The organism is Streptomyces sp. NPDC004658, assembly GCF_040609555.1.
Taxonomy (GTDB): domain Bacteria; phylum Actinomycetota; class Actinomycetes; order Streptomycetales; family Streptomycetaceae; genus Streptomyces.
Genome location: NZ_JBEXKG010000103.1, coordinates 1 through 12,775, shown reverse-complemented (window position 1 = coordinate 12,775; position 12,775 = coordinate 1). Strand labels below are relative to the sequence as shown.

Below are 12,775 nucleotides of genomic sequence, written 5' to 3'. Positions count from 1 at the left end.
AGGACAACCGCCATGAAAGAGGACCTGGTCCTCCCCACCACCCGTGAGGCCGTCGAGGACGCGGCGCCGGAGCCGCTGCTGAAGGTCTCGGGGCTGGTCAAGCACTTCCCCGTCAAGGGCGGCTTCCCGATCCGGCGGACGGTCGGCGCGGTGCAGGCCGTCGACGGCCTCGACTTCCAGGTCGCCGAGGGCGAGAGCTTCGGCCTGGTCGGCGAGTCGGGCTGCGGCAAGTCGACCACCGGCCGGCTCATCACCCGCCTGCTGGAGCCGACCAGCGGCACGATCACCTATCGCGGCCGGGACATCAGCCACGCGAACCGCAAGCAGCTCGCGCCGATCCGGTCCGAGATCCAGATGATCTTCCAGGACCCGTACTCGTCGCTGAACCCCCGGCAGACGGTCGGCAAGATCATCTCGGGTCCGATGGAGATCAACGGCATCAACCCGGAGGGCGGCCGGGAGAAGCGGGTCCGTGAACTCCTGGAGATCGTCGGCCTCAACCCGGAGCACTACAACCGCTTCCCGCACGAGTTCTCCGGCGGTCAGCGCCAGCGCATCGGCGTCGCCCGCGCGCTCGCCCTGGAGCCGAGGCTGATCGTCGCCGACGAGCCGGTCTCCGCGCTGGACGTCTCCATCCAGGCCCAGGTCGTCAACCTGCTCCAGAAGGTGCAGCGGGAACTGGGCATCGCGTTCGTGTTCATCGCCCACGACCTGGCCGTCGTACGCCACTTCTCCCAGCGGGTCGCGGTGATGTACCTCGGCAAGATCATCGAGGTGGGTGACCGGGACTCCATCTACACCCGCCCGCGGCACCCCTACACCCACGCCCTGCTGTCCGCCGTTCCCGAGGTGACCCTGGCGGAAGGGGAGGCACCGCAGCGCGAGCGCATCCGCCTCGCCGGCGACGTGCCGTCCCCCATCTCCCCGCCCTCCGGCTGCCGCTTCCGCACCCGCTGCTGGAAGGCGCAGGACAAGTGCGCGGCCGAGGAGCCCCCGCTGCTCCAGCTCTCCGGCAACCGCGACGGCCACCTGACGGCCTGCCACTTCCCGGAGGAGCCGACCATCGAGGCGCGCGACGAGGACATCGTCCTGGACCCGGCGCTGGCGGCACTGGAGGAGGAGGGCTAGGACACGACCGGGGCCCGGCGGGCCACCGTGATGATCTCCGGGGACGTGTCCGTCAGCGGGCCCCGGTCGAAGTCGCCGTACTGTTCGGCAACGGTCAGGCCCGCCTCCGCGAGGAAGGCACCCAGCGTCCCGGCGTCCAGGAAGCGCAGGACGCTGTGGTTGACCCGGGGGGCGGGCCAGTGGAGGCCGGCGTAGGTCTCGGTGAAGCGGATCCGGCCCCGGTCCAGGCCCTCGCCCCGCACCTCGTGCCAGACCCGCACCGCGGTGCCGTCGGCGGCGGAGATCTCGTGCACGCGGTCCGGAGTCCAGCGCTCCCAGGCACGCGCACCCGGATTGCGGGTCTCGAACACGAACCGCCCCCCGTCCCGCAGGGCCGCGCGGGCGGCGCGCAGGCAGAGCCGGATCTCCTCGTCCGTCACCAGCTCCTGGAAGGCGTGCCCGGTCATGACGACCAGGTCGAACTCCCCCCGCCACCGCCGCACCCGGACATCGCCGAGCACCCACTCGACGTCCGGCCGCGCCCGCCGTGCCTGGACGAGCATGGCGGCGGCCGGGTCGAGGCCCATCAGCCGCCCCCGGTGCCCCTCGGACCGGGCCCGCCGCAGCAACCGCCCGGTACCGCACCCGATGTCCAGCACGGCCCCGGCCTCCCGCAGCAGACCGAGGTAGAAGTCGTCACCCGGTCCCCACGGATTGAGGCTGTCGTACAGCGCGGCGAGCGAGAGATCGGCAAAGACGTGATCCACCACCGCGGCAGTCTGACACACGGTGCTGAACGGTGCGTCAGGAACGGGACACTTCTCGCGGTCCTCCTACCTACCGGCCCGCTGACCCGGGCCGGCGCGGAAGGCGGACGGGGGAGAGCGGGAGTCCGGAACACGGAGAAGGGCCCGTGCCTGGGGAGGCGCGGGCCCTCGTCCCCTGGAGCGGACGATCAAGGGCTCGGGTCAATGGGCCGTGAAAGTCCGATCCGCAAGGGGGCGGCTGACGGAAAGGGGTGTGTCAGGCCGCCGCCTCGGGGTCCTTGGCGAGACGCTGAGCCGGGATGGTGGGCTCCGTCTCCGGGTAGTGGCACGCCGTCAGGTGGCCGGGCTTGTTGCCCTCCGCCTGCACCAGCGGCGGTGCCTCCGTGGCGCACTTCTCGGTCGCCTTCCAGCACCGGGTGCGGAAGCGGCAGCCGGAGGGCGGGTTGATCGGCGACGGCACATCGCCGGTCAGGCGGATGCGCTCGCGCGGCTCCTCGTCCACCGTGGCCTCGGGCACGGCGGAGAGCAGGGCCCGCGTGTAGGGGTGGCGCGGGTTCTCGTACAGGTCCTCGCGGTCGCCGATCTCGACGATCTTACCCAGGTACATGACCGCGACGCGCTGGGAGAAGTGCCGCACGATCGCCAGGTCGTGGGCGATGAACACGAACGCGATGCCCAGTTCCCGCTGCACCTTCTGGAGCAGGTTGACGACCTGGGCCTGGATGGAGACGTCCAGCGCGGACACCGGCTCGTCGGCGACGATCAGCTTCGGGTTCAGGGCCAGGGCGCGGGCGACGCCGATGCGCTGGCGCTGGCCGCCGGAGAACTCGTGCGGGAAGCGGTTGTAGTGCTCGGGGTTCAGGCCGACGATCTCCAGGAGCTCGCGGACCCGCTTCTCGTGGCCGCCCGGCGGGTTGATGCCGTTGATCTCCATCGGGCCGGAGATGATCTTGCCGACCGTGTGCCGCGGGTTCAGCGAGGCGTACGGGTCCTGGAAGATCATCTGTATCTCGGACCGGATCGGCGCGAGCTGCTTGCGGCTGGCGTGCGTGATGTCCTGACCGCGGTAGCTGATCCTGCCGGCCGTGGGCTCCAGCAGGCGGGTGATGAGCCGGCCGGTGGTCGACTTGCCGCAGCCGGACTCGCCGACCAGACCCAGGCTCTCGCCCTCGGCGACCTGGAAGTCGAGGCCGTCGACGGCCTGCACCGCGCCGACCGTACGGCGGATCGGGAAGCCGCCCTTGATCGGGAAGTGCTTCGTCAGCCCGGAGACGTCCAGGAGGGGAGTGGTGTCGCTCATTGGTGAATTCCGTCTCTTGTACGTCAGTGGGCCTTGGCAGCCGTGTCGGTGAGGTACTCGCGGCGCTGCTCGTCCGTCAGGTGGCAGGCGCTGCCGCGACCGTCCTCGATCTCCAGCAGCGGCTGCTCCTTCGCGCACCTGCCGTCCGCGACCTTGTCCGCGAAGGCGCAGCGCGGGTGGAAGCGGCAGCCGGACGGCGGGTTCAGCAGCGACGGCGGCGAGCCCGGAATCGGGTTCAGCGGCACGTCGACCGGGCCGTCCAGGCTCGGCATGGAGCCGAGCAGACCGAAGGTGTAGGGGTGCTGCGGGGTGCGCAGCACCTCCGCCTTCGAGCCGCGCTCCACGCACCGGCCGCCGTACATCACCAGCACGTCGTCGGCGATGTCCGCGATCACGCCGAGGTCGTGCGTGATGAAGATGATCGCGGTGCCGAACTCCCGCTGGAGGTCCTTGAGCAGGTCCATGATCTGGGCCTGCACGGTCACGTCGAGCGCGGTCGTCGGCTCGTCGGCGATCAGCAGCTCCGGGTCGCACACCAGCGCCATCGCGATCATCGCGCGCTGGCGCATACCGCCGGAGAACTCGTGCGGGTAGTTGTCCACCCGCCGGTCGGGCTGGGGGATGCCGACACGCCTGAGCATCTCGATGGCCCGCGCCCGCGACTCGGCCTTGGAGGCGCCGGTGTGCTTGCGGTACACCTCGCCGATCTGCGTGCCGATGGTGTGGTACGGCGACAGCGAGGCCAGGGCGTCCTGGAAGATCATCGCCATCTTGTTGCCGCGGAGCTTCTCCAGGGTCCGCTCCGAGGCGCCGTTCAGCTCCTGGCCGTCCAGCTCGATGGAGCCGTCGATCTTCGTGCTGTCCGGGTTGTGCAGGCCCAGGATGGCCAGGTTGGTGACCGACTTGCCGGACCCCGACTCACCCACGATGCCCAGCGTCTTGCCGCGTACGAGGTCGAAGGAGAGGCCGTCGACGGCCTTGACGACGCCGTCCTCGGTCGAGAAGTGCACCTTCAGGTCCTTGACGGACAGGAAGGGCTGCGAATCGGTGCTCGTCACGGGGACGCTCCAGAGGGGGGTGATGCGGGGTAGCTGGCGGAGGAGGGCGGGGTCAGGCGAGCCGGATCCGCGGGTCGATCAGGGCGTAGCAGGCGTCGACGACGATGTTGGCGATCACCACGAAGGCGGCCGTGATGATCATGACGCCGAGCAGCATCGGCAGGTCGTTGCTGGTCACCGACTTCACGGCGAGCATGCCGAGGCCCTGGAGGCTGAAGGTCTTCTCGGTGATCATCGCGCCGCCGAGCAGCACGCCCAAGTCGATGCCGAAGATGGTGACGATCGGGCCCATGGCGCCGCGCCAGGCGAAGCGGAAGAAGACGTTGCGCCGGGACATGCCCTTGGCGCGGGCGGTGCGGACGTAGTCCTCGGTGAGCGTCTCGACCAGCTGCGAGCGGGTCATACGGGTGTAGTTGGCGGTCCAGATCAGCGCCAGGACCAGCCAGGGCACGAGCAGACCGGTGAACCAGGCACCCGGGTTCTCGCTGAACGGGGTGTAGGAGGGCTGCTTCAGCAGGTGCGACTGGTAGACGAGGAGGTACAGGGCGACCGGGCCGACGAAGTAGATCTGCATCGACGAGGCGACCAGCGAGGCCGAGCTGGCGATCTTGTCGAGCGACTTGCCCTGCTTCACCGCGGCGAGCATGCCGGTGCCGATGCCGAAGATCAGGAAGACGACCGACGAGCCGATGGCGAGGGAGGCCGTGGTCGGGAAGCGGTCCCACACGGTGGCGAGGACGGGCTCGCGGTTGATGAACGAGTAGCCCAGGCACGGGGCGTCGCAGTGGCCGAAGCCCGGGTAGTCACGGCCCACGAAAATGGCCTGGAGCCAGTGCCAGTACTGGACCGGCAGCGGGTCCGAGATCCCCATGTTGTGCCGGATCACGTTGAGCGTCTCCGGGGTGCAGACCTTGCCACAGGCGATCCGGGACGGGTCGCGCGGCACCGCGTAGAAGAGCATGTACGTGACCGCGCTGATGATCAGCAGCGTGACCACGGCGCCGAGGAGCCGGCGGACGAGGAAGCGAAGCATGGGGGTTGGCTTTCCTGGGAGGGCCGTCGTGTGGAACGGGCCGGGCCGGGGTGACCGGAGGCCCGGTGGACGAGCCGAGGGTGGGGCGGCGTGGAGCCGCCCCACCTCTCAGGTGTGGATCAGGCCTTGACGTACATCTTGTAGAGCATGCAGCCGTCGAAGTTCGGGTCCATCTTGACGTTGCCGAGCTTCGAGCCGTGGATGTACAGGCGCTTCATGTAGACGTCGGGGATGAAGGCGCCCAGCTCCGTGACCTGCTTGTCCAGGGCGGCCCACATCGCGTTGGCCTTGTTCTGGTCCGTCTCCGCCGTGGCCGCCTTGATGGCCGCGTCGACGTCGGCGTTCTTCAGGTGGCAGTAGTTGGTGCCCTGGTCCACCACGTTGTGGCTGTCGAACAGCGGCTGGAAGACCGAGTAACCGGTCGGCCAGTCGGCGGACCAGCCACCCCAGTAGATGTCGTACTCGTTGTCGAGCTTGCCGATCTGGTCGTACCAGGTGGTGGAGTCGATGCCCTTGGTGACGACGTCGAAGCCGGCCGCCTTGAGGGCGTTCTCGACGACGACCTTGACCTTGGCGTTGATCGGGTCCTGCTGGTAGGCGTAGACGACCTTGGTGCCGAGCTTGCCGGCCTTCTTCAGGACCGCCTTGGCGGCGGCCGGGTCGCCGGCCGGGTTCTTCAGCTTGCCCCAGACGTCCTGCGACTTGTAGCCGGCGACGAGCGGGCTCATGATGCCGGTCGCGTAGTCACCGCGGTGCGTGCCGCCCTGGATGGAGCGGATGCCGGCGGTCGGCCAGGCACGGATGATGGCCTCGCGGACCTTGATGTCGGTGACGCGGGTCTGGTTGATCCAGTAGACGCTGGTGCCGCTGCTCAGGTCCTCGAAGAGGCGGTCCTTGGCCTTGGCGGTGGCCTGCTGGACCTTCGACTGCGGGACGGTCCGCCAGGACACGGCGTACTGGTCGTTGCCCGAGTCGGCGATCAGACGGTCGGCGGCGGTCTCCGCCTCGATGCCGAAGGTGAAGTCGAACTCGTCCGGGTAGGCGTTGCGGATCGGGTCCGTCTTCGGGTCCCAGTGCTCGTTGCGGACCAGGACCATCGACTTGTCGGTGGCGTGCGACTTGATCTTGTAAGGGCCGTTGGAGAACGGCTTCTTGTCGTAGTTCTGCTTGGTGTCGTGCTTCACCGGGTTCGGCGCGTACGAGTGCATCGCGACGACGTAGTTGAAGTCCGGACGCGCCTCGGAGAGGTGGAAGGTGATGGTCTTCCCGCTCGTCGTGATCGACTTGAGGTGCTTGTTGCCCTTGAAGGGACCCGGGTAGGACTTGCGGTACTCCTGCGTGCCGGTCAGCCAGGTCTGGGCGTAGACGGCGCCCTCGGTGATGAAGTTGGCGAAGGCGCGCTCGAAGCCGTGGCGGACGTCGTCGACGGTGACGTCGGAGCCGTCCTCCCACTTCACGCCGTCCTTCAGGGTGAAGGACCAGGTCTTGCCGCCGTCCTTCATGGTGCCCGTGTCGGTGGCGAGGTCGCCGACCAGGGTCATGGAGCCGTCGTCGCCGACCTTGTAACCGGTCAGGGTGCGGGCGAGGACGATCACGGCCAGCGAGTTCCACGCGTAGTAGACGCGCTGCGGGTCGAGGTGCGAGAAGTCGTCGTCGTTCAGCAGGTAGACCTTGCCGCCCTTCTTGGCACCGGGAACCTCCGGAGCCGGGCCCTGCGAGTCCGCCGCCGTGCCGATCTTGACGGTGGTGGTGTGGGCCTTGGCCGCTTCCTGCTTGCCGGTGCCGGTGCTGCTGGAGTTGCCGCTGCTGCACGCGGTCAGCACGGAGCTGGAGGCGGCGGCCACACCGGTGGCTATCAGGAAGTTTCTGCGCGAGAAGGACATCGCATCCTGCCTTGAAGTGGGTTGATGAGAGAAGCCCGGCACCCCGGCGTCCTTGCCGTGGTCCTGAAGGAGGGCCGGAGTCAGCGCTTGGTCTTCGGGTCGAGCGCGTCGCGCACCGAGTCGCCGAGGAGGTTGAAAGCCAGTACGAACAGCACCATCGAGATGCCGGGGAAGAGCAGGAAGGTGAAGTCGTCCTGGTAGAAGCCGGCGGCGTAGCCGATCATGACACCCCAGTCGGGGGTCGGGTCCTGCATGCCGACGCCGAGGTAGGCGAGGCCCGCCTCCGTGGTGACCATCGCGGGCAGCAGCAGCGTGCCTTGGATCAGGATGGGCGTCCACAGATTGGGCAGCAGTTCCTTGAAGATGATGCGGGCCGGCGACGCGCCCGTGACCTTCGCGGCCTCGACGAACTCCCGCTCGCGCAGGGCCAGCACCTGACCGCGCAGCAGCCGGGCGATGGAGGCCCAGCCGAAGAGGACCAGGAGGGTGATCAGGGAGATCACGACGATCGAGGTGGGCGTGTCCTCGTTGCTGGCCACGAAGAGGCTGAGGACCACCGGCGTGAACGCCACGAAGAACAGCTGCTGCGGGAAGGCGAGCAGGATGTCGATGACCCGGCCCAGGAGCCAGTCCGTCTTGCCGCCGATGTAGCCGGCGGTGATGCCGATCACCACGCCGACGATCATGATGAGGACCGTGATCGCCGTCGCGAGCAGCAGCGAGTTGCGGATCGCGTACAGCAGGAAGGTGAAGACGTCGCGGCCGAGCTGCGGGTCGATGCCGAACCAGAACTCGCTGTCGATGCCGCCGTTCGCCTTCGCCGGCAGGCCGTTGTCGCCCAGCAGTCCGGGCGTGTTGATCCCGTACGTCGTGTACGGGTCCTTGCCGTACAGCTTGGCTATGAGGGGTGCCGCGAGGCCGATCACGAAGAAGAGGATCACGATGATCGCCGAGGCGACGCCAACGCGGTCCCGCTTGAAGCGGCGCCAGGCCAGTTGCCCGGGGGACCTGCTCTCGCTGCCCTTCGAGCCGTCCGAAGTGATCGACTTCTCGACGGTCTCGTCGGTCACCTCAAGCGGGGCAGCCGCGGATGGAGTTGGGGGGGTCATGGTGCTCCTGGCCCAAGGGAGGGTCTGATGACTCCGCAGGGCGCTCCCCTACGGGCTACGCCGGACTTTTTCAACGCAATTCATTCAAGGTCAATAAATTCTCGGCCGCTTTGGTTGTCTCTTTACCTTCTTTGCTCTCCCTTGATCATTCCGTAGCTACGCGGGTAGCGCGCCGTAATCAATCCGTGCTTCACATCGGACCAAGTGGACCAATCGGGCAAGGAGTTCGATATGCGGACGGTGGAGTGTCGACATGCGTACATCGACCCCCCTCAATCCAACGTTTCGGCATCGTTACGCGAAGATCTATTGCGTTCGCCACCCAAGATCATCAGGGCCCCGCGGGGGGTGGTGCGTGCATTCGGATGACGTGTCCCACCAAAGGCCGCTCAATCGGGCGGCGGGCATGCGATACATGCCTTATATGACGATATTGGCCGGTAGGGGATCAACGTCGCGGAGGAGGCACGCCATGCGGGGAGTCACGCATGCCCGGGGGCCCGTGTGCGCGGTGGCGCTGGCTCTCGCCGCCACCGGCTGCGGGAGCGCCGGCTCAAGCGGCGGGGGCCCCGGCGGCGCGGTGCTCAGCTCCTCCTGGGGCGACCCCCAGAACCCGCTGGAGCCGGCCAACACCAACGAGGTGCAGGGCGGCAAGGTCCTCGACATGATCTTCCGGGGCCTGAAGAAGTACGACCCGAGGACCGGCAGGGCCACCGACATGCTCGCCCGGTCCATCGAGACCCGGGACTCGCGGAACTTCACCATCAGGGTGAAGCCCGGCTGGACCTTCTCCAACGGCGAGAAGGTGACCGCCCGCTCCTTCGTCGACGCCTGGAACTACGGCGCGAGCCTGCGGAACAACCAGAAGAACGCCTACTTCTTCGGGTACATCGACGGCTACGACAAGGTCCACCCCGGCAGCGGCAAGCAGACCGCGGACACACTGTCCGGGCTGAGGGTGGTGGACGACCACACCTTCACGGTGCGGCTGAGCCAGAAGTTCTCCACCTTCCCGGACACCCTCGGCTACGCGGCCTTCGCCCCGCTGCCGCGCGCCTTCTTCACGGACCACGCGGCCTGGCTGAAGAAGCCGGTCGGCACCGGCCCGTACACGGTCGCCGCCTACGTGAAGGGCTCTCAGATGTCCCTGCGGAAGTGGGACGCCTATCCGGGCCCGGACAAGGCGCGCAACGGCGGGGTCGACCTCAGGGTCTACACGGACAGCAACACCGCCTACACGGACCTGCTGTCCGGCAACCTCGACCTCGTGGACGACGTGCCCGCCGCCCAGCTGAAGAACGTCGACAAGGACCTGGACGGCCGGTACCTGAACACCCCGGCCGGCATTCTCCAGACCTTCGCCTTCCCCTACTACGACAAGGCGTGGAACACGCCGGGCGCGAAGAAGGTCCGCACCGGCCTGTCCATGGCGATCAACCGCAAGCAGATCACCGACACCATCTTCCACGGGACCCGGACCCCGGCCACCGACTGGACCTCGCCCGTCCTCGGCGCGGCCGGCGGCTACAAGGCGGGCCTGTGCGGCACCGCCTGCGAGTACCGCCCGGACGAGGCCAAGAAGCTGATCAAGGAGGGCGGCGGTATCCCCGGCGGCCAGGTGAAGATCACGTACAACGCGGACACCGGCTCGCACAGGGAGTGGGTGGACGCCGTGTGCAACTCCATCAACAACGCCCTGGGCGACGACAAGGCGTGCGTCGGCAACCCGGTCGGCACCTTCGCCGACTTCCGCAACCGCATCGGGCGGCACAAGATGACCGGACCGTTCCGCGCGGGCTGGCAGATGGACTACCCGCTCATCCAGAACTTCCTCCAGCCGCTGTACTACACGAACGCCTCCTCCAACGACGGCAAGTGGTCGAACAAGGACTTCGACAAGCTGGTCGACCGGGCGAACGCCGAGAGCGACCAGGCCCAGGCCGTGAAGCTGTTCCAGCAGGCCGAGGGCGTCGTCCGGGACAACATGGCCGCCATCCCGCTGTGGTACCAGAACGGCAGCGCCGGCTACTCCGAGCGGCTGTCCGACGTGGCGCTCAACCCGTTCAGCGTGCCCGTCTACAACGAGATCAAGGTCGGCTGAGCGGCCATGGGGCGCTATGTCGTCCGGCGACTGCTCCAGATGGTCCCGGTCTTCGTCGGATCGACCCTGCTGATCTTCCTCATGGTCAACGTGATGGGTGATCCGGTGGCGGGCCTGTGCGGGGAGCGGGCGTGCGACCCGGCGACGGCGGCCCAGCTGAAGCGGGAGTTCGGCTTGGACAAGCCGGTCTGGCAGCAGTACCTCACCTACATGGGGAACGTCTTCACCGGCAACTTCGGAACGGCGTTCAACGGGCAGAAGGTCACCGAGCTGATGGGCACGGCGTTCCCCGTCACCATCCGGCTGACCATCGTGGCGGTCCTGTTCGAGATCGTCATCGGCATCACCCTGGGCGTGCTGACCGGCCTCAGACGAGGACGGCCCATCGACACCACCGTGCTGCTGCTGACCCTGGTGGTGATCTCCGTCCCCACCTTCGTCACCGGTCTGCTGCTCCAGCTGCTCCTCGGCGTGAAGTGGGCCTGGATCAAGCCGTCCGTCTCCCCGGACGCGGCCTTCGGTGAGCTGATCGTGCCCGGTCTGGTCCTGGCCTCGGTCTCGCTGGCCTACGTCACGCGGCTGACGCGGACCTCGATCGCGGAGAACAAGCGCGCGGACTACGTCCGTACGGCCGTCGCCAAGGGCCTGCCCCGGCGCCGGGTCATCGTCCGGCATCTGCTGCGCAACTCGCTCATCCCCGTGGTGACGTTCATCGGCACGGACATCGGGGCGCTGATGGGCGGGGCGATCGTCACCGAGCGGATCTTCAACATCCACGGCGTCGGCTACCAGCTCTACCAGGGCATCCTGCGCCAGAACACCCAGACGGTCGTCGGCTTCGTGACGGTCCTCGTCCTCGTGTTCCTGCTCGCCAACCTCCTCGTCGACCTCCTGTACGCCGTACTCGACCCGAGGATCCGCTATGCCTGAACAGCAGCCGTACGAGGCCGAGCCTGCCATCGCCGGTACCGGGATGGGCGGCGCGATAGACCTCGCGGCCAGCGAGGCGACCACGCTGGAGCGGACGCCGGGCGCGCCGGAGGGCAGAGGTCCGGGCGGCGGCGGGCCGGCGGGCAAGCCGCGCTCCCTGTGGTCGGACGCGTGGCGGGATCTGCGTCGCAACCCGGTCTTCCTCCTCTCCGCGCTGGTCATCCTCTTCCTGGTCCTCATCTCGATCTGGCCGTCGGCGATCGCCTCGGGCAACCCGTTGCAGTGCGACCTGGCCAAGGCCCAGGACGGCGCGGGCCCCGGGCATCCTTTCGGGTACGACGGTCAGGGCTGCGACGTCTACACGCGCACCGTGTACGGGGCGCGTACGTCGGTGACGGTCGGGGTGCTGGCCACGCTCGGGGTGTCGGTGTTCGGGTCGGTGCTGGGCGCCCTGGCGGGCTACTTTGGGGGCCTGTGGGACGCGGTGCTGTCCCGGGTCACGGACATCTTCTTCGCCATCCCGGTGGTCCTGGGCGGACTCGTCCTCCTCTCGGTGGTGACCTCCAATACGGTCTGGCCGGTCATCGGGTTCATGGTGCTGCTGGGCTGGCCGCAGATCTCCCGCATCGCGCGCGGCTCGGTCATCACCGCCAAGCAACACGACTACGTCCAGGCCGCCCGCGCCCTGGGCGCCTCCGACACCCGCATCCTGCTGCGGCACATCGCGCCGAACGCCGTCGCCCCGGTGATCGTGGTGGCCACCATCGCGCTGGGCACCTACATCGCCCTGGAGGCGACCCTGTCCTACCTCGGCGTGGGCCTCAAACCCCCCAGCGTCTCCTGGGGCATCGACATCTCCGCCGCCTCCCCCTACATCCGCAACGCCCCCCACGCCCTGCTGTGGCCCTCGGGCGCCCTGGCGGTCACGGTGCTGGCGTTCATCATGCTCGGCGACGCGGTCCGCGACGCCCTCGACCCGAAGCTGAGGTGACATCCGCCGTGCTGCTCGAAGTCCGCGACCTGCACGTGGAGTTCCACACCCGCGACGGCATCGCCCACGCCGTCAACGGAGTCACCTACGCCGTCGACGCCGGGGAGACCCTCGCCGTCCTCGGCGAGTCCGGATCCGGCAAGTCCGTCACCGCGCAGGCCATCATGGGCATCCTCGACACACCCCCCGCCAGGATCACCGGCGGGGAGATCGTCTTCGCCGGCCGCGACCTGCTGACGTTGTCCGCCGAGGAACGCCGCAGGGTACGCGGCCGGCAGATCGCGATGATCTTCCAGGACGCGCTGTCGGCGCTCAATCCGGTGATGACGGTGGGGGATCAGCTGGGGGAGATGTTCGTCGTCCACCGGGGCATGTCCAGGAAGGACGCGCGGACCAGGGCCGTGGAGCTGATGGAGCGGGTGCGGATCCCGGCCGCCGCCCAGCGGGTGCGGGACTATCCCCACCAGTTCTCCGGCGGGATGCGCCAGCGCATCAT

Annotated in this window: 11 protein-coding genes; 5 read left to right on the top strand and 6 right to left on the bottom strand. The window is 68.3% G+C overall.

Going from position 1 to position 12,775, the window contains the following annotated elements:
* The first annotated feature begins 12 nt into the window (after positions 1 to 12).
* Entirely contained in the window at positions 13 to 1,128 is a 1,116-nt protein-coding gene (locus tag ABZV94_RS28260; RefSeq protein ID WP_356345151.1) for a dipeptide ABC transporter ATP-binding protein, read from the top strand.
* Here the strand turns inward: ABZV94_RS28260 and ABZV94_RS28255 are convergent.
* The 6 genes from ABZV94_RS28255 to ABZV94_RS28230 form a co-directional block, all read right to left on the bottom strand.
* Positions 1,125 to 1,877: a class I SAM-dependent methyltransferase gene (locus ABZV94_RS28255; RefSeq protein WP_356345149.1), complete on the bottom strand. Its 753-nt coding sequence runs from the start codon at positions 1,875 to 1,877 to the stop codon at positions 1,125 to 1,127. The genes ABZV94_RS28260 and ABZV94_RS28255 overlap by 4 nt on opposite strands.
* A 253-nt stretch (positions 1,878 to 2,130) precedes the next feature.
* Positions 2,131 to 3,174, bottom strand: a complete 1,044-nt coding sequence (locus ABZV94_RS28250; RefSeq protein ID WP_356345147.1) for a dipeptide ABC transporter ATP-binding protein — start codon at positions 3,172 to 3,174, stop codon at positions 2,131 to 2,133.
* Between the two features lie 23 nt (positions 3,175 to 3,197).
* Positions 3,198 to 4,232 carry an ABC transporter ATP-binding protein gene (locus tag ABZV94_RS28245; RefSeq protein ID WP_356345145.1) on the bottom strand — a complete coding sequence of 345 codons (1,035 nt, stop codon included), beginning with the start codon at positions 4,230 to 4,232 and terminating at the stop codon, positions 3,198 to 3,200.
* A gap of 52 nt (positions 4,233 to 4,284) precedes the next feature.
* Positions 4,285 to 5,265 (bottom strand): ABC transporter permease, encoded by a 981-nt coding sequence (locus tag ABZV94_RS28240; RefSeq protein WP_356345143.1) that lies wholly within the window; start codon positions 5,263 to 5,265, stop codon positions 4,285 to 4,287.
* 119 nt (positions 5,266 to 5,384) lie between these two features.
* Complete coding sequence (locus ABZV94_RS28235) at positions 5,385 to 7,148, bottom strand: ABC transporter substrate-binding protein (protein ID WP_356345141.1); 1,764 nt, start codon at positions 7,146 to 7,148, stop codon at positions 5,385 to 5,387.
* Positions 7,149 to 7,228: 80 nt separating this feature from the next.
* Complete coding sequence (locus ABZV94_RS28230; protein WP_356345139.1) at positions 7,229 to 8,218, bottom strand: ABC transporter permease; 990 nt, start codon at positions 8,216 to 8,218, stop codon at positions 7,229 to 7,231.
* Between the two features lie 511 nt (positions 8,219 to 8,729).
* Here ABZV94_RS28230 and ABZV94_RS28225 point away from each other — a divergent pair.
* The 4 genes from ABZV94_RS28225 to ABZV94_RS28210 all read left to right on the top strand — a co-directional run.
* Positions 8,730 to 10,358: an ABC transporter substrate-binding protein gene (locus ABZV94_RS28225; RefSeq protein WP_356345137.1), complete on the top strand. Its 1,629-nt coding sequence runs from the start codon at positions 8,730 to 8,732 to the stop codon at positions 10,356 to 10,358.
* Positions 10,359 to 10,364: 6 nt separating this feature from the next.
* Positions 10,365 to 11,288 (top strand): ABC transporter permease, encoded by a 924-nt coding sequence (locus tag ABZV94_RS28220; protein WP_356345134.1) that lies wholly within the window; start codon positions 10,365 to 10,367, stop codon positions 11,286 to 11,288.
* Positions 11,281 to 12,279: an ABC transporter permease gene (locus tag ABZV94_RS28215; protein WP_356345131.1), complete on the top strand. Its 999-nt coding sequence runs from the start codon at positions 11,281 to 11,283 to the stop codon at positions 12,277 to 12,279. The genes ABZV94_RS28220 and ABZV94_RS28215 overlap by 8 nt, the downstream gene beginning before the upstream one ends.
* A gap of 8 nt (positions 12,280 to 12,287) precedes the next feature.
* The coding region (locus ABZV94_RS28210; RefSeq protein WP_356345129.1) for an ABC transporter ATP-binding protein at positions 12,288 to 12,775 on the top strand (488 nt) is incomplete at its 3' end.